The organism is Agreia sp. Leaf335 (assembly GCF_001423605.1).
Lineage (GTDB): Bacteria > Actinomycetota > Actinomycetes > Actinomycetales > Microbacteriaceae > Agreia.
On sequence record NZ_LMOQ01000003.1, the window covers coordinates 456,513 to 472,504 of the forward strand.

The following is a 15,992-nucleotide window of genomic DNA, read 5'->3' on the forward strand; positions in this document are numbered from 1 at the left end:
TTAGATCAAGAAGCCAATCTGGCTAAAGTGGTCGCATGTCTGACGCGCTCCTCGGTACCCGTGCACTGCGTTCCCTCCTCGGCGACTGGAAAGACGGCGGCGGACCCCTGTACCAGGCGCTGTTCGACCGCATCCGGCTTCTCGTGCTCGACGGACGCATCCCCGCAGGAACGCGGCTCCCGGCCGAACGGGAACTGGCTCAGGCGCTCGAGGTGAGCAGAACGCTGGTCACGAGCGCGTACCGCGAGCTGCGCGAGGGCGGTTACACGACGAGTGTCCGAGGGTCTGGCAGCGTGACCCGGGTGCCCGGCCGGGCGAGCCTCGCCGTCGACGCCGGGGGAGCGTTCCTCGATTTCACCAAGGCGGTGATGCCGGCGAGCCCCGGCATCGCCCTGGCGACGCAGCAATCGATGGAGGACTTCGGTCGTTATCTTCAGGGGCCCGGCTACAACTTCGAGGGGATTCCCGAACTGCGCGACGCCGTGGCCGCCCGCTACACGACGCGCGGCCTGCCCACCACGCGGGACCAGGTGCTCGTGACCACCGGGGCTCAGGCCGCGATCGCCCTGCTGTCGCGCGTCCTCCTCGGCCGCGGCGACCGCGCTCTCGTCGAGCTGCCGAGCTACCCGCACGCCTATGAGGCGCTCGCGCTGGCAGGGGCGAGGCTCGTGCCGGTGAGCGTCACGCCCGGCGAAGGGTGGGACGAGTCGGCGCTTGAGCAGCTGATGCGCCGCACGACTCCGGCGGTGGGCTACCTCATGCCCGACTTCCACAACCCCACGGGCGAGTCGATGTCTGCCGAGCTGCGCGAGCTCACGATCGATCAGGCCATGAGAGCGGGAACGACTCTCCTCATCGACGAGACGTCGGGAGAGCTCGACATCGACCGCGAGGACAGTCTGCTGCCGTTCGCCTCGTACGCGACGCCGGGCGACGAGCGCAGCGTCGTGACGATCGGATCCGTCGGAAAGACCATCTGGGACGGCCTGCGTGTGGGCTGGATTCGTGCGGAACCCGGGCTCATCCGCACGCTCGCCGCGGCCCGGCCGGCGAGCGATCTGGGCACCCCTGTTCTCGAGCAACTCATCGTCACGCGCATGCTCGACGACATGCCGGCCATTCTCGAGGGCCGCCGCGAACAGCTCAGAGCAGGCCGCGACCGACTGCAGCAGATCGTCGACGAGAGCTTTCCCTCGTGGAGCGCACCCCCGGTGGCCGGGGGCATCGCGAGCTGGGTCTCGCTCGGCTCGCCCGTCTCGTCGCAGCTCGCGCTGGCGGCGCGCGCCGAGGGGCTGCTCATCACGGCCGGCCCACGATTCGGGCTCGACGGCGCCCTCGAGCGATTTCTGCGCATCCCGCTCGGCAACCCAACGGCGCAGCTCGAGCAGGGTATGGATGCGCTGGGCCGGGCCTGGCAGGTGATCATGCGCAACCCCGTTCCCGGGGCCCAGGCGTTCGGCGACGTGGCCTGACGTTCAGGCGTCGGCCGCGTCAGGCGGCGTCAGACGCTGGACGCCTCAGGCCAGCGGCGGATTCGGGACCTCGGTCGGGTCGTCGAGGTCGGGGTAGTCCGAGGTGTTGCTCGATGCGACCGGTCGAGGTGCCTGCAGATGAGCGGTCCTGTCGCTGATCTTCTGTACGAGGCCGAGGTCGATCGGGTCTTCGGTCGCGGTGTCGACCTCTTCGACGATGAACTGGCTCGCTGGACCGAGCAGCAACTGCGTGTGGACGAGCGTGCCGGCGTCGTTGATACTGGGCACCTCGAGGGTGTCGCTGGATTCCTGTCGTGCGAGCTCGCTCGCGTATTCGAGGATGGCATCCGCCACTTGGTCGCCGGTAACGACGGCGCCGCCGCTGTAGAGGATACGTTTCATGCTCTGATCTTCGCCGGGATCGTTTAGTGCCACAACGCCTTGCGCCGCGGACCTGTTCGCCGTAAGCATGGCCTCGCGGGTGCGGCTGGAACGACGCCGGATGTCATAGTTGAGACAGCTCGCGAAACGGTCGCCGCGCCGCTCGACAGAAGGTATCCCTGTGCATTTTCTCGCCATTCTCAGCATGAAGAACCGTGCGTTGATCGCGCTCGTCACGATTGTGGCGGCCGTGTTCGGCGGTCTCGCGCTGACGAGCCTGAAGCAGGAGCTCATTCCGTCGATCGAGTTTCCGCAGCTCGCCGTGCTGACGAACTACCCCGGAGCGTCGCCGGAGGTCGTCAACGACGATGTCTCCGTTCCGATAGAGACGGCTATTCAGGGCGTCGCGGGCATCGAGACGACGACGGCCACATCGAGCACGAATCTCTCGATCATCAGCGCCACCTTCACCTACGGCACCAATCTCGCGACCGCCGAGCAGAAGATCAACCAGGCGATCAACCGCATCAAGGCGACCCTGCCCGAAGACCTCGATCCCCAGGTTCTCTCCGGCGGCATCGACGACTTCCCCGTCGTGCAGATCGCCGTGACCCCGGCGGATGACAGCACAGACACGAAGGCGCTTGCGGCCCTGATCCGGTCGAACACGCTGCCGGACATCACCGACGTGGCCGGAGTGCGTGACGCGCAGCTGGTGGGAGACATCGGTCAGCGCGTGACGATCACGCCCGACACGACGAAGCTGGCCTCGGCCGGCCTGTCGACACAGGCGATCCGGGATGCCGTCAAGAACAACGGGCTGCTCATTCCGGCGGGCTCGCTCACCGAAGACGACAAGACCCTGTCTGTGCAGGCCGGAGCGAAGCTCACGAGCGTCGCCGACATCCAGGGCCTGCCGCTCGGGGCGACGCCGAAGCCGGAAGGCGGTGTCTACACGATCGCCGACGTGGCGTCCGTGGCGCTGACCGACAACCCGGTCACGTCGATCTCGAGGGTAGACGGCAAGCCCGCGCTCACCATCGCCATCACGAAGCTGCCGGCCGCGAACACGGTCGAGGTCTCGAACGCGGTTCAAGACCTGCTTCCGAAGCTCAAGACCGCTCTCGACGGCGCCACCTTCACGGTGGTGTTCGACCAGGCGCCCTACATCCAGCAATCGATCCAGGCGCTCACCGAGGAGGGCCTGCTCGGTCTCTTCTTCGCCGTCGTGGTGATCCTCGTGTTCCTGCTGTCGATCCGGTCGACGCTCGTCACGGCGATCTCCATCCCCACCTCGCTGCTCATCACCTTCATCGGCCTGCAGACCGCGGGCTACTCGCTGAACATCCTCACCCTCGGCGCGCTCACCATCGCCATCGGCCGTGTGGTCGACGACTCCATCGTGGTGATCGAGAACATCCGAAGGCATCTGGCCTCACCCGAGGGTGTGGCCCGCATGCAGGGCGGCAGTGACCGGGCGGGGGCCGCGCGAGCCGCCATCATCGTCGAGGCCGTTCGCGAGGTGGCCGGCGCCATCACCGCGTCGACGATCACGACGGTGGCCGTGTTCCTTCCGATCTCCTTCGTCGAGGGAACCACGGGCGAGCTGTTCCGGCCCTTCGCGCTCACTGTCACCATCGCGTTGCTCGCCTCCCTCGTGGTCGCGCTCACGATCGTGCCCGTGCTCGCCTACTGGTTCCTGCGCTCACGCAAGGCGAAGACTCACGCGCACGCCGTCGCATCCGCCCCTGTCGCGCCGGTCGATCCGGCCACAGGGCTCGAGTCTCGTCGTGCCCGCCGTCAGGAGCAGGTGGTCGCGGAGGAGGAGAAGCCGTCTGCACTGCAGAAGCGCTACCTGCCGATTCTCGAGGCCACGCTGAAGCGGCCGGTCATCACGCTCGTGTCGGCTGGGCTCCTGCTCATCCTCACGCTCGGTCTCACCCCGTTCATGAAGACCAACTTCCTCGGTTCGAGTGGCCAGAACACCCTGACCGTCACGCAGACGGTGCCCGTCGGCACGAGCCTGGATGCGCAGAACACGGCCGCCCAGACGGTCGAGAAGGCGCTGCTCGGCATCAAGGGAATCGAGACGGTGCAGCTCAGCATCGGTTCGAGCGGCTCCGCGCTGCGCGACGCCTTCGTCGGCGGGGGAGCGGGGGCGATCACCTACTCGATCACCACGGATGAGAGCGCCGACCAGGACGCGCTCGCCGAGACCGTGCGCTCGACGCTCGAGAAGACGAGCGACGCCGGCGACATCCAGGTGGCGGCGTCGGCCGGGCTCGGAACGTCGAGTGACATCGCTGTCGACGTGACCGCGACCAGTGCGGAAGATCTACAGAAAGCATCCGATGCCATTCTGGCCAAGGTCTCGAAGCTCGATGCGATCACCCAGAGCGAGAGCAACCTCAGCAACTCGAGGCCCTACATCGCTGTGACCGTCGATCGGGTCAAGGCCGCTTCGGCCGGGCTCAGCGAGACCGTCGTGGGTGGCATCGTGTCGCAGGCGATGCAACCGCAGACCCTCGGCACGATCTTCATCGACAACACCAGCTACACGATGTACATCCAGTCGCAGACCTCGCCGGCAACGGTCGCAGACCTCGCCGCGCTACAGATTCCCAGTGCGGCAGGCCTGGTTCGCCTCGATTCGGTCGCGTCGGTCGCGACCGTCGACGGGCCGGCCTCGATCACGACGGTCAAGGGAGTTCGCACCGCCACGATCACGGCGACGCCGGCGAGTGACAACCTCGGCACCGCAAGCGCGGAGGTGCAGACGGCCGTGAACGACACCAAGCTCCCCGCGGGGGCCACTGCCACTCTCGGCGGCGTGACCAGTGACCAGGGCGATGCCTTCAGCCAGTTGGGAATCGCCCTGCTGGTCGCGATCCTCATCGTCTATGTCGTGATGGTGGCGACGTTCCGAAGCCTGCTGCAGCCGGTGCTCCTTCTCGTGTCGGTGCCCTTCGCGGCGACGGGAGCGATCATCCTGCAGCTCGTGTCGGGAATCCCGCTCGGCGTGCCCTCGATCATCGGTGTGCTGATGCTCATCGGAATCGTCGTGACGAATGCCATCGTGCTCATCGACCTGGTGAACCAGTACCGCGAGAAGGGGCGCACCGTGCGCGAGGCGCTGATCGACGGCGCGAGCCGCAGGCTTCGGCCGATTCTCATGACGGCGCTCGCCACGATCTTCGCACTGCTGCCCATGGCGGTGGGGCTCACCGGTCACGGCGGCTTCATCTCGCAGCCACTCGCGCTCGTGGTCATCGGCGGGCTGGTCTCGTCGACCGTGCTCACGCTGCTCGTGCTCCCAGTGCTGTACTCGGTGGTCTACGGATCACTCGAGCGACGCAAGGTGCGCCGCATCGAACGCGAAGAGGGAGACGGCGCCGGTGCGCCCGGAGTGCGGAGGATGAGCGACCACGCCGTCGTCGAGTGATCAGTGGTCGTCCTGAACGGAGAGCGACGCGCGACGTAACAACCGATGATTTTGTATCGGATGGCCCGAGTGTTCCCTAGGATCATGATCAATTCTCGTCGAATCCTCAGGAGCACATGATGACCACGCCTCAGGCCGGATACTCCGGCGCCGTCCCCCTTTCGGCTCCGCTCTACGGAGCCTCGCTTCCCGACGCCGTTCGCCGCTTCTTCAAGAAGTACGCCACGTTCACGGGTCGCGCGAGCCTCAGTGAGTACTGGTGGTGGTACCTGGTGTCGCTGATCGTCACCGGCGTGCTTCAGTTGCTCGCCCTGGTCACCGGTGGTGCAGGCGGCGTCGCCGCCGACGGAACGTATCAGGGCCCCGGTGCCGGCTACGTGATCTTCAGTATCCTGACTCTGATCTGGGCTCTCGCCACGATCGTTCCGTCGATCGCTGTCCTCGTCCGCCGTCTCCACGATGCCAACTTCTCCGGCTTCTTCGTCTTTTTGGCCCTGGTGCCCATCGTGGGTGGAATCATCGTTCTGATTCTTACGATCCTGCCCTCCAAGCCCGAGGGTGCGCGCTTCGACGCGTAGTCGACTTCAGCACCGAACGACGTGCGAGGCTCCCTCGGGAGCCTCGCACGTCGGCGTTTAAGGGGTCGATCCGAAAGAAGCGAGTGACAAAGAGCCTCGCGACGTGTAACGTTTACAGGTCGGCTCTAGACACCGCGATTTCATCGCGGAAGGGTTTGTAAGTCTGGTGGGCCGGTTTTCCTTTGTCAGTGTATGGACGCACTGACCAGCGGTCATTCGTGTCGTATACGAATATCCCCGTTGCTCACAAGGAATTGTCAACGTATGACACGGCCCCGGACTGAAGATATTCCGGGTTCTAGCGAAGTTACAACCAATTCCGGTTGTCGTTTTGCCATGCAATCTAATAAAACCCGGAAAGTACCATGCCTAAAACCAACAAATCCGGCGGATTCAAGCCTGCCAAGAACTACGTGCCGAACGGTTCGAAGTCGGGAAGCAAGTCGCCCGGCCACCGCGGCTACCAGGCCGCCCCCGCATCCGGTGCGCCCAAGAAGGCCCGCTGGAACGCCGATGAGCGCGCCGCTCGCTCCTCGGAGCGCCCCGCCTACAGCAACACCGAGCGTCCCTCGTACGGCGACCGCCCGCAGCGTTCGGAGCGTCCGTCCTACGGTGACCGTCCGCAGCGCAGCAACGACCGTCCCTCGTATGGTGACCGTCCGGCTCGCACCGAGCGTCCTTCTTACSGTGACCGTCCGCAGCGTTCAGAGCGTCCTTCGTATGGTGACCGTCCGCAGCGCAGCAACGACCGTCCCTCGTATGGTGACCGTCCGGCTCGCACCGAGCGTCCTTCTTACGGTGACCGTCCGCAGCGTTCAGAGCGTCCTTCGTATGGTGACCGTCCGCAGCGCAGTAATGACCGTGCTTCGTATGGTGACCGTCCGACTCGCACCGAGCGTCCGTCCTACGGTGACCGTCCGCAGCGTTCAGAGCGTCCCTCGTATGGTGACCGTCCGCAGCGCAGCAACGACCGTCCTTCGTATGGCGACCGCACCGAGCGCCCGTCGTACGGTGACCGTCCTCAGCGTTCAGAGCGTCCCTCGTACGGCGACCGCCCGCAGCGCAACAACGACCGTCCCTCCTATGGAGACCGCACCGAGCGTCCTTCGTACGGTGACCGCCCGGCTCGCACCGAGCGCCCGTCGTACGGTGACCGCCCGGCTCGCACCGAGCGCCCGTCGTATGGTGACCGCCCGCAGCGCAGCAACGACCGCGGTTCGGACTTCTACCCGAAGCGCGACGACCGCCCCTCCGCCGGACACGCGCCGGTAGACGACGTCGTGCTCGAGCGCCTCGAAGCGCAAGCCACGACGGCCGTCGAGGTCGAGGGAGTCTCGTTCAAGGACCTGGGTCTCGGCGACAACATCGAGCGCCAGCTCCAGTCGATGGGAGCGCTCAGCCCGTTCCCGATCCAGGCTGCGACCATCCCCGACGTGCTCGCCGGAAAAGACGTGCTCGGTCGCGGAAAGACCGGCTCCGGCAAGACCATCGCCTTCGGCGCACCGGTCGTCGAGCGTCTGATGGAGAACGGTGGAGCCAAGGGCCGCAAGCCCGGCCGTCTTCCCCGCGCCCTCATCCTGGCCCCGACCCGCGAGCTCGCCATGCAGATCGACCGCACAGTGCAGCCCATCGCTCGGGCCGTAGGCCTGAACACCACCACGGTGTTCGGTGGCGTACCGCAGTTCAAGCAGGTCTCGGCACTGCAGCGCGGAACCGACATCATCATCGCGACCCCCGGCCGTCTCGAGGACCTCGTGGAGCAGGGCCGTCTCGACCTCTCCAAGGTCACCATCACGGTGCTCGACGAGGCCGACCACATGTGCGACCTGGGCTTCCTCGAGCCGGTGCAGCGCATCCTTCGCCTGGTCGCCGACGGTGGACAGCGTCTGCTGTTCTCGGCGACGCTCGACAAGGGCGTGGCCCAGCTGGTCAACGAGTTCCTCGTGAACCCCGCCGTGCACGAGGTCGCCGGTGAAGACCAGGCCTCCTCCACGATCGACCACCGCGTGCTGCTCATCGAGCAGCGCGACAAGCGCGAGATCATCCAGCAGCTCGCGTCCGGCCCCGGCAAGACCCTGGTCTTCGCCCGCACCCGTGCCTTCGCCGAGGAGCTGGCCGACCAGCTCGACGACGCCGGCATCCCGGCTACCAGCCTGCACGGCGACCTCAACCAGTCGCGCCGCACCCGCAACCTGCAGCTGCTCACCAGCGGCCGGGTCAACGTGCTGGTCGCGACCGATGTGGCCGCCCGCGGTATTCACGTCGACGACATCAACCTGGTCATCCAGGCTGACGCGCCCGACGAGTACAAGACCTACCTGCACCGCTCCGGCCGCACCGGCCGCGCGGGCAAAAAGGGCATGGTCATCACGCTCATCAACCGTTCGCGCCAGCGTCGCATGGATGAGCTGCTCGGCCGCGCGGAGATCCGTGCCAACACCGTGAACGCCCGCCCGGGCGACCAGTTGCTCGACGATCTGCGCAGCGTCTAGTCACTCATCGTGACTGACACACCGTAATTCCTGCCACAGCGGCAACGCGAAGCGCCCTCATCCCTGCGGATGGGGGCGCTTCGTCGTTGACGCGGATGGGCCGCGCGGTATGCCGCGTCAGCGAGCGTCGGTCGGGATGAGGGGCTTGGTGGCCCGCACCGCCATCTGCTGCACGGCCCACGAGTTCGCGTCGGGGTCGTCGAAGAAGAAGAACGTTCCTCCGTCGCGCTCGGCGTCGAAGACCGTGAGCTCGCTCACCTCGACCCCATTCTCGAGAAGCTGCTCTCTCGCGGCGCTGGCATCGGACACGACGAGCTGCAGGCCCTTCATCGACCCGGGCTCCATCTGGGACATGCCGAGAACGATCGAGCATCCCGAGCCGGGCGGCGTGAGCTGGACGACACGCATCTGCGGCGTCTGCGTATCGTGGTCGAGCACGAAACCCAGTCGATCACGGTAGAAGGCGATCGAGCGCTCGATGTCGGAGACAGGGAGAACGACGACTTCGAGGGTCCAATCCATGGGGGTCACTCTCTTTCAGATGATGGGTCGAGTGGAGCATCGACGGCGGGCTGACCAGTCGGCTCGTCCTCGCCTCGGAACTGGGTCATGTACAGCGAGTAGTACGCGCCACGCGCCTCGAGCAGCTCGTCGTGGCTGCCCTGCTCGACGATGCGACCGCCGTTCATCACGAGGATCGTGTCGGCGTCGCGGATGGTCGACAGTCGGTGCGCGATGACGAACGAGGTACGGTCGGTTCGCAGGGCCGCCATGGCGTGCTGCACCAGCAGCTCGGTGCGCGTGTCGACCGACGAGGTGGCCTCATCGAGGATGAGCAGCGATGGATTGGCGATGAACGCACGCGCGATGGTGATGAGCTGCCGCTCGCCCGCAGAGACGCTGCCTCCGTCGGCATCGAGAACGGTGTCATAGCCGAGGGGAAGCTGCCGTACGAACCGGTCGACCATGGTTGCCTGGGCCGCCTCGATCACCTCGTCGTCTGTGGCATCGAGGCGCCCGTAGCGGATGTTCTCGCGGATCGTTCCCTCGAACAGCCAGGCGTCTTGCAGGACCATTCCCACGCGCGAGCGCAGAGTGCCTCGAGAGAGCTGGGTGATGTCGACGCCATCGAGCAGGATGCGCCCGCCCGTCAACTCGTAGAAGCGCATCACGAGATTGACCAGGGTTGTCTTGCCGGCTCCCGTCGGGCCGACGATCGCGACCGTCTGCCCCGGTTTGGCCTCGAGTGAGAGCGATTCGATGAGCGGCTTCTCGGGGTCGTAGCTGAACGAGACGTCGTCGAAACGAACGTGGCCGTCGGTGCGCGCCGGCAGTTCGGCGGTGACCTCGTCGGGCTGCTGCTCGTCGGCGTCGAGGAGCTCGAAGGTGCGCTCGGCCGATGCCACGCCCGACTGCAACATGTTGGCCATTCCGGCGATCTGCCCCAGGGGCTGCGAGAACTCACGAGAGTACTGGATGAAGGCGGTCGCGTCGCCGAGGGTCATCTGCCCGGATGCGACGCGCAGGCCCCCGACGACGGCGATGAGAACGTAGGACAGGTAGGACACGAAGGTCATGGCTGGCATGATCATGCCCGAGACGAACTGCGCGCCGAACGATGCGCTGTAGAGCTTCTCGTTGCGTTCGTCGAATTCGGCGACCATCTCTTTGTCGCGGCCGAACACGCGCACCAGTTCGAGACCAGAGAACGACTCCTCGATATGACCGTTCAAGGCGCCCGTGTTCTTCCACTGAGCGGCGAAGAGTTTCTGCGAGCGTGCGCCGATGACGCCCGCGATCACGGCCGAGAGGGGAAGGGCGATCAACGCGATCAGCGCCAGCTGCCACGACACGATGAACATGACGATGACGATGCCGAGCACCGTGAGAGCCGACTGCACGAGCTGAGAGAACGCCTGCTGCAGTGCCGCCTGGATGTTGTCGACGTCGTTCGTCACCCTCGACATGGTGTCGCCGCGCTGCCGGGAGTCGAAGTAGCTGAGGGGGAGTTTGTTGAGCTTGACCTCGATGTCTTGGCGTAGTCGGAAGACCACCCGCATGACGAGGCCGTTGAGCACGTAGCCCTGAGCCCAGTTGAGGGCGGAGGCGACGATGTACATCAGCAGAACGATGATGATCAAGCGCCCCAGAACAACGAAGTCGATGCCCTGACCGGGAACGATGCTGGACTTCTCGAGCAGATCGGCGAAGTCGCTGTTGCCCGATGCTCGTGTCTCGGCGACGATCTGGGCGAGCGGTACTCCGGCGGGCAGCTGTGAGCCGATGACGCCGTTGAAGATGGTGTCGACCGCCTGGCCGAGGATCTTGGGCGCGATGACCGTGAGGACGACGGAGATGACCACGAGTCCGACGACGATGCTCATCTTGACCTGTTCTGGCCCGAGCAGGCCCATGAGTCGCTTGGCCGACGGCCAGAATTGCTGGGCCTTCTTCGCCGGCGCGCCGCCGAACATGTCGCCGTCGGCCTCTGTCGGTACGAAGTCTCTGTCGAACTCGTCGTCGACGAGTTCGTCGATGACGGTGGGCGTCTCGTCGGGCGCCGAGCTCTTCTTGGTGTTGCGGGCCATCAGGCCACCCCCTCGACACTCATCTGCGATCCGACGATCTGGCGGTACGTCTCGCTCTCGTCGAGCAGTTCGTCGTGCGTACCTCGGGCCACGATCACGCCGTCGTTCACGACGAGGATCTGGTCGGCCGATCGGATGGTCGAGATGCGCTGCGCGACGATGATCACGGTCGCTCCCCGCGTGGCCTCGAACAGGGCCTGCCGCAGTCGTGCATCGGTCGCGACGTCGAGCGCCGAGAATGAGTCGTCGAACAGGTAGACCTGCGGGTCGGCGACGAGCGCCCGAGCGATGCAGAGACGTTGTCGCTGGCCGCCCGACACATTCGTGCCTCCCTGCGAGATGGGATCGTCGAGACCCTTCTCTTTGGCTCTCACGAAGTCTTCGCCCTGGGCGACCCGCAGGGCCTGCCACAGCTCGTCGTCGCTCGCGTCAGGCCGCCCGAATCGCAGGTTGGATGCGATGGTGCCCGAGAACAGGTAGGGCTTCTGCGGCACGAGGCCGACGAGGTGGGCGATCTGGCGGCGGTCGAGGTTGGCGACGCGAACGCCGTCGATGGTGATGCTGCCTGACTGCGCGTCGTACAGGCGCGGGATCAGGTTGAGCATCGTGGTCTTGCCGGCTCCCGTGGAGCCGACGATCGCCGTGGTCTTGCCCGGCTCGGCGACGAAGGAGACACGATCGAGCACGGGGCGCTCGGCTCCCGGGTACCCGAACGTGACGTCGCTGAACTCGACACGGCCGACGGTGGGAACGACCGGCGCCGGCCGAGAAGGCACAGCCATGCTCGGGTCGGTCGAGAGGACTTCGGTGATGCGCTCGGCGCAGACGACGGCTCGGGGGATCATCATGACCATGAAGACACCCATCATGACGGCGGTGAGAATCTGCAGCAGATATTGGAGGAATGCGGTGAGCGACCCCACCTGGATGTCGCCCGCGTCGACCCGCTGCCCGCCGAACCACAGCACGGCGGCGGTGGCGAGGTGCAGGATCATCATGATGACCGGGAACATCAGCACGAAGATGTTGCCGACCTTGATCGAGACCACGGTGATGGCCTCGTTGGCGCGCTGATAGCGCTCGGACTCGAACGGCTCGCGCACGAAGGCCCGCACCACACGGATGCCCATGATCTGCTCGCGCAGCACGCTGTTGATTCCGTCGATGCGGTCTTGCATCAGACGGAACAGGGGGAGGAGGAGGAAGACGAGGAACCCGACGATGATGAAGAGCAGAGGCACCGAGACCCAGACGAGCCACGAGAGGCCAGCGTCTTCGCGCAGCGCGAAGATGATTCCTCCGATGCACATGATGGGCGTCGAGACCATGAAGTTGAGCATCATCAGCACCAGCATCTGCACCTGCTGCACGTCGTTGGTGCCGCGGGTGATGAGGGTGGCGGTGCCGAATTTCGCCACGTCGATGGCTCCGAGGGAATCGACCTTGCGGTAGATCTCGCGCCGCAGATCGCGGCCGACCGCCATGGCCGTTCGCGCGCCGAAGTAGATGCCCGCGATGGCGGTGACCACCTGAACGAGGCAGGCGACGATCATGGTCATTCCGGTCGACCAGATGAAGTCGGTGTCGCCCGTCGAGACGCCCTTGTCGATGATCTGTGCGTTGAGGCTGGGCAGATAGAGCGCCGCGAGCGTGGAGATGAACTGGAAGACGACGACCGCCACGACCCATGCCGTGTAGGGCTTGAGGTGGTGGAGGACCAGGCGGACGAGTTGCACGGGGGTTCCTCACGATGACGACAGGAGCGAAGGCGGTGTGCGCCAATCGTAGGAGGCACCGGTGACGCTCGATGAGAACCGTATTCCTAGTTGGAACAATTCACAAGAGTGTCATGGTCACAGCACGATGACGACCGCGGTCAGCGCCCAGAATGCGGCGATGAAGATCCAGTCTCGCGCGCGGAACGCGATCGTATAGCGCTCCGTTCGGGTCGGATACGCGCCGAATGCGCGCGAGTCCATGGCCAGCGCCACACGCTCCGCGTGCCTGATCGCCCCCGCCAGCAGCGGAACGACGTAGCCGGCCGTTCGGGCGACCGCCGCGATCGGGCCTCGCCCATCCGAGATACCCCGAACCCGATGCGCCTGCCTGATCACGTCGAGCTCGTGGCCGAAGCGCGGCACGAAGCGGAACGCGGCGAGAGCCGTGTAGCCGAGACGATAGGGCACGCGGAGCTGCTGCACGAGAGAGCGCACCAGGTCGGGACCGGTCGATGTCAATCCGCCGACGAGCGCGAGCAGCACGATCGCCGCCAGTCGAAGGGCCGTGGCCAGGCCGATGAGCCAGGCGCCGCTCGTGAAGCGCACCGGCCCGGCCTCGATGAGCACGGGGGAGTCGCCGACCAGCGAAGGATCCGCCCAGATACCGAAGCTCACCGACATGACAACGATGATCAGGGGGATGCCCGCCACGAGCAGCAGCACCGTTCGAGCCCGCAGATGCGCCCCGATCAGGAGCATCAGCAGGGTGACGACACAGAAGAGCAGGGGCGTCGCGATGTCGCGGGCGAAGAGGAGTAGAGCCATTGCGGGCAGGGGCGCCGCGATCTTGGACAGGGGATTGAGGCGATGCAGAAAGCGCACGGGCCCGTAGTCGCGCGGCGCCGCGTAGGGATCGGCCTTCTGGCGCGTCACGGATGCGCTCGCCGCCGTCACGACGGCGCTCCGGCGGGCAGGTCGCCGAGCCGAGTCACGGCTCGCCACTCCGGATGACGCGCGACCTCGCGGAATGCGCGCGCGAGCGGCGGCGTGCGCAACCCGGCCGTCTCGAGCGCGTCTGAGGCCAGCACCGCCGCCGTGGGTCCGAAAGCCGCGACCCGGCCCGAGTCGAGAACAAGAATGTGGCTACTGTGCTCGGCGACCAGCTGAAGATCGTGGGTGACGACCAGCACCGTCGTGCCCTCCGCGTTGAGCGCGTCGAGCAGCACCAGCAGTTCTGCCGCCCGTGCACGGTCTTGGCCGAACGTGGGTTCGTCGAGGGCGAGCAGGGGTGCACCGTCGATGAGGGCCGTGCCCACCGAGAGTCGTCTCTTCTGGCCGCCCGACAAGAGAAAGGGGTGCTCGTCGCGCAGCTCCTGCAGCCCGAAGCGGTCGAGCATATTCGACACACGCGTCTCGATGTCTGCGGCGGGTACGGCCTGCAGCTGCGGTCCGTGCGCGAGTTCCTCGGCCACGGTCGCCTTGATGAACTGGTGCTCCGGGTTCTGGAAGACGAAGCCGATGGTGCGTGCGAGCGTTCGGGCGTCGGCCTTGGCGGGGTCGACTCCGAGAACGCGGATGCGCCCGGCCGGAGCGCGGATCACTCCGGCTATCGCCTGCAGCAGCGAGGTCTTGCCTGCGCCGTTCGTGCCGACGATCGCCACGAACGAGCCGCGCTCGATCCTGAGATCGATCCCGTTCAGGATGCGGGTGCGCCCGCGGTCGAGATCGAGTGCGGTCACGAGCACGGCCGGCTCGTCGTCGTCGGCACGGTGTGACGAGCCGGCCATGGAACCCGGTACCGGCGCGGCCAACGTGGGCAGGGCATCCTGGGCATCGAGAGCGTCTGTCAGCTCGCGCGGCGTCAACGGCAGCGGGTCGATCGGCACTCCGGCATCGCGCAGGCGCAGCGCCGCGAGCAGCGCCACGGGCAGCCAGACGCCGAGCCGGAGGAGTTCGTCGACCCGGTCGAGGAGGATCTGCCTGGTCGGGCCCTCCATGGCCAGTCGACCCTGTGCGTCGAGCACGATGACGCGGTCGACGAGATCGATGGCGGCGTCGAGGTTGTGTTCGACGAGCACGATCGCGTGCTCGCCGGTCTCGACCAGACGACGCAGAACCGCATAGACCTCCTCGATTCCGGCCGGGTCGAGGTTGGCCGTCGGTTCGTCGAGAACGAGAATGGGCGTCTTCATGGCGAGAGCGCACGCGATCGCGAGACGTTGCCGGCCGCCGCCCGACAGGAGGTCGGGGTTGTCGCCCCTGCGCTCCCACAGGCCCACCTGGCGCAGGCTCTCTTCCGCGCGCGCGAGGACCTCGTCGCGGTCGACGAGCAGATTCTCGGGGCCGAACGCCACCTCGTCGAGCAGCGTGCCCGTGACCATCTGCGAGTCGGGGTCTTGGAAGACCATCGCGACCCGCTCGCTGAGACGCGCGACCGTCTCGTCGGCGGTGCGCATCCCGCCCACCGTCACGGTGCCCGCGAGCTCGGCGGGAACCGCGTGGGGCACCAGACCATTCAGGGCTAGGGAGAGGGTCGACTTGCCGCAGCCCGAGGGCCCGAGCAGAAGCACGACCTCTCCGGGCGCGACATCGAAGGTCACGTCCGACGGTGTCGCCGCCGCGCGACCCTCGTGCCGGATCGACACGGACTGCACCCGCACGATCGGAGCGGTCGCCTCGTCGGTCGTCGGCTCCGGGTGGCCGACGCGGTCGTCGGTCACGCTGCGGGAGTAACGCGTGCGCGCTCTGCTCGCAGGCCGCGCGCCACGCCCGTGCGCACGAGGGCCGCGCCCAGCAGCACCGCGATCGCCGTGAAGACGACCGGGGCGACGAAGTACCCGGTCATGAGAATCGTTCCGGAGGAGGCGTCGAGGGCGTCTTTCGCAAGGGTGCGGTACATGCCGGCGGCGCAGACGACTCCGGCCACGATGCCGCCCACGATGAAGAGCCAGGTGTTCCACCGGCGGTACCTCGTGACGAGAAACGGCAGCTCTTGGAAAGCGCCGATGGCGATGGCGATGAGCGTCGCCCAGAAACCGATCGGCTGAAGCGGGGCGGTGACGAGCCCGGCGACGGCCGCGGTGAGAAGGGCGACTCCGCCGCGCCTGATCACGTACTGGGCCACGACACCGGGAAGGAAGTAGACGCCGATCGTGAACCCGTAGAAGAGAGGAGCGAGTGCTGCGACGGTGCCGCCTATCCACGCGTTGATCGCGAAGACGAGCCCCCCGGCGACACCGATAGCGGCGCACGTCAGGAGCAGTCGAGTGCTCACGTTTCTCATCAGACCTCCACACGCCAGTTTAGGGCAGGGTAACCAAA

At 66.4% G+C, this 15,992-nt stretch carries 11 protein-coding genes; 4 read left to right on the forward strand and 7 right to left on the reverse strand.

What is annotated here, in order from left to right:
• Positions 1–35 precede the first annotated feature (35 nt).
• Positions 36–1,472 carry a MocR-like transcription factor YczR gene (yczR, locus tag ASF79_RS12450; RefSeq protein WP_055855346.1) on the forward strand — a complete coding sequence of 479 codons (1,437 nt, stop codon included), beginning with the start codon at positions 36–38 and terminating at the stop codon, positions 1,470–1,472.
• Between the two features lie 45 nt (positions 1,473–1,517).
• On the opposite strand, the gene ASF79_RS12455 is transcribed toward yczR, so the two are convergent.
• Positions 1,518–1,874 (reverse strand): hypothetical protein, encoded by a 357-nt coding sequence (locus tag ASF79_RS12455; RefSeq protein ID WP_055855348.1) that lies wholly within the window; start codon positions 1,872–1,874, stop codon positions 1,518–1,520.
• A 160-nt stretch (positions 1,875–2,034) separates the two neighbouring features.
• Between ASF79_RS12455 and ASF79_RS12460 the strand changes: the two genes are divergently transcribed.
• The 3 genes from ASF79_RS12460 to ASF79_RS12470 all read left to right on the forward strand — a co-directional run bounded on the left by ASF79_RS12460 (position 2,035) and on the right by ASF79_RS12470 (position 8,365).
• A complete protein-coding gene (locus ASF79_RS12460) occupies positions 2,035–5,295 on the forward strand; it encodes an efflux RND transporter permease subunit (protein ID WP_055855350.1) in 3,261 nt (1,086 codons plus the stop codon).
• A gap of 119 nt (positions 5,296–5,414) precedes the next feature.
• Entirely contained in the window at positions 5,415–5,873 is a 459-nt protein-coding gene (locus ASF79_RS12465) for a DUF805 domain-containing protein (protein ID WP_055779827.1), read from the forward strand.
• Between the two features lie 365 nt (positions 5,874–6,238).
• Positions 6,239–8,365 carry a DEAD/DEAH box helicase gene (locus ASF79_RS12470; RefSeq protein ID WP_055855351.1) on the forward strand — a complete coding sequence of 709 codons (2,127 nt, stop codon included), beginning with the start codon at positions 6,239–6,241 and terminating at the stop codon, positions 8,363–8,365.
• Between the two features lie 117 nt (positions 8,366–8,482).
• On the opposite strand, the gene ASF79_RS12475 is transcribed toward ASF79_RS12470, so the two are convergent.
• The 6 genes from ASF79_RS12475 to ASF79_RS12500 form a co-directional block, all read right to left on the reverse strand.
• Entirely contained in the window at positions 8,483–8,887 is a 405-nt protein-coding gene (locus tag ASF79_RS12475) for a VOC family protein (RefSeq protein WP_055855353.1), read from the reverse strand.
• A gap of 5 nt (positions 8,888–8,892) precedes the next feature.
• Positions 8,893–10,953: an ABC transporter ATP-binding protein gene (locus tag ASF79_RS12480; protein ID WP_055855355.1), complete on the reverse strand. Its 2,061-nt coding sequence runs from the start codon at positions 10,951–10,953 to the stop codon at positions 8,893–8,895.
• Positions 10,953–12,689: an ABC transporter ATP-binding protein gene (locus tag ASF79_RS12485; RefSeq protein WP_055855357.1), complete on the reverse strand. Its 1,737-nt coding sequence runs from the start codon at positions 12,687–12,689 to the stop codon at positions 10,953–10,955. Before ASF79_RS12485 ends, ASF79_RS12480 begins: the two co-directional genes overlap by 1 nt.
• Before the next feature lie 117 nt (positions 12,690–12,806).
• The gene (locus ASF79_RS12490) at positions 12,807–13,625 is read right to left on the reverse strand and encodes an energy-coupling factor transporter transmembrane component T (protein ID WP_082495928.1); all 819 of its coding nucleotides are present in this window, start codon (positions 13,623–13,625) and stop codon (positions 12,807–12,809) included.
• Entirely contained in the window at positions 13,622–15,391 is a 1,770-nt protein-coding gene (locus ASF79_RS12495) for an ABC transporter ATP-binding protein (protein WP_055855360.1), read from the reverse strand. The genes ASF79_RS12490 and ASF79_RS12495 overlap by 4 nt, the downstream gene beginning before the upstream one ends.
• Complete coding sequence (locus ASF79_RS12500; protein WP_055855361.1) at positions 15,388–15,954, reverse strand: ECF transporter S component; 567 nt, start codon at positions 15,952–15,954, stop codon at positions 15,388–15,390. The genes ASF79_RS12495 and ASF79_RS12500 overlap by 4 nt, the downstream gene beginning before the upstream one ends.
• Positions 15,955–15,992 lie beyond the last annotated feature (38 nt).

What these genes read in the sequence shown, in the direction of transcription:
- ASF79_RS12475 (WP_055855353.1), bottom strand. Translation starts at nt 8,887, where the DNA reads ATGGATTGGACCCTCGAAGTCGTCGTTCTCCCTGTCTCCGACATCGAG.
- ASF79_RS12480 (WP_055855355.1), bottom strand. Translation starts at nt 10,953, where the DNA reads ATGGCCCGCAACACCAAGAAGAGCTCGGCGCCCGACGAGACGCCCACC.
- ASF79_RS12465 (WP_055779827.1), top strand. Translation starts at nt 5,415, where the DNA reads ATGACCACGCCTCAGGCCGGATACTCCGGCGCCGTCCCCCTTTCGGCT.
- ASF79_RS12500 (WP_055855361.1), bottom strand. Translation starts at nt 15,954, where the DNA reads ATGAGAAACGTGAGCACTCGACTGCTCCTGACGTGCGCCGCTATCGGT.
- yczR (WP_055855346.1), top strand. Translation starts at nt 36, where the DNA reads ATGTCTGACGCGCTCCTCGGTACCCGTGCACTGCGTTCCCTCCTCGGC.
- ASF79_RS12455 (WP_055855348.1), bottom strand. Translation starts at nt 1,874, where the DNA reads ATGAAACGTATCCTCTACAGCGGCGGCGCCGTCGTTACCGGCGACCAA.